General features: G+C 57.4%; 1 protein-coding gene. It reads left to right on the top strand.

Translation table 11 applies throughout. The features are described 5' to 3' along the window. Positions 1 to 685: type VI secretion system tip protein TssI/VgrG (gene tssI / locus Xkoz_RS19295; protein WP_141554461.1), on the top strand; the 685-nt coding region annotated here is incomplete at both ends.

Consider the following 685-nt stretch of genomic DNA (forward strand, 5'->3'; position numbering starts at 1 on the left):
GGTGGATACCATTTATCAGGTGCGACTGGGGGTTGGCATGAGCCCGCAACGCAGCCTGCACAAAGATTTCAACCCGGCGAACCCGCGCTACCCCCTCTCCCACCTGCACAGCAGCGAGGGCTTCCGCGATTTTGGCAGCCAGACCCCTTACACCGTGTTTGAGAGTTACGGGCGTTTCCAGAAAGATGCGGCCGCCAAACCGTTTTTAAAATACCGGCAGGAAGCGTGGGATAACCAGAAACAGACCGGCAGCGGCCACAGTAACTGCATCAAACTGATGCCGGGCAAAATCTTTGAGATAAAAAACCACCCGCACGCGCCGCTCAATGCCCGCTGGCAAATCGTCGGCATCCACCACCACGGGCGCTGCCCGCAGGCGCTGGGCGATAACCGTGGCGAAGGCACCACACTCAGCAATACTTTCAGTTTTATCGATGGTCTGGCCGACTGGCGGCCGCCGTTCCACTACAAACCGTTAGCCGATGGCGATGAAACGGCGATAGTCGTTGGCCCAGAGGGCGAGGAAATTTTCGTCAATAAAGACGGCGCCATTAAAATCCATTTTCACTGGAACCGTTATGACGAACCGGATGATGGCGCGTCGTGCTGGGTACGGGTGGCACAGGGCTGGAACGGCCACGGCTTTGGCTTTATGGCGATACCGCGTATCGGGCAGGAAGTGATT

The sequence above is a fragment of the Xenorhabdus kozodoii genome, from assembly GCF_002632875.1.
GTDB classification, from domain to species: domain Bacteria; phylum Pseudomonadota; class Gammaproteobacteria; order Enterobacterales; family Enterobacteriaceae; genus Xenorhabdus; species Xenorhabdus kozodoii.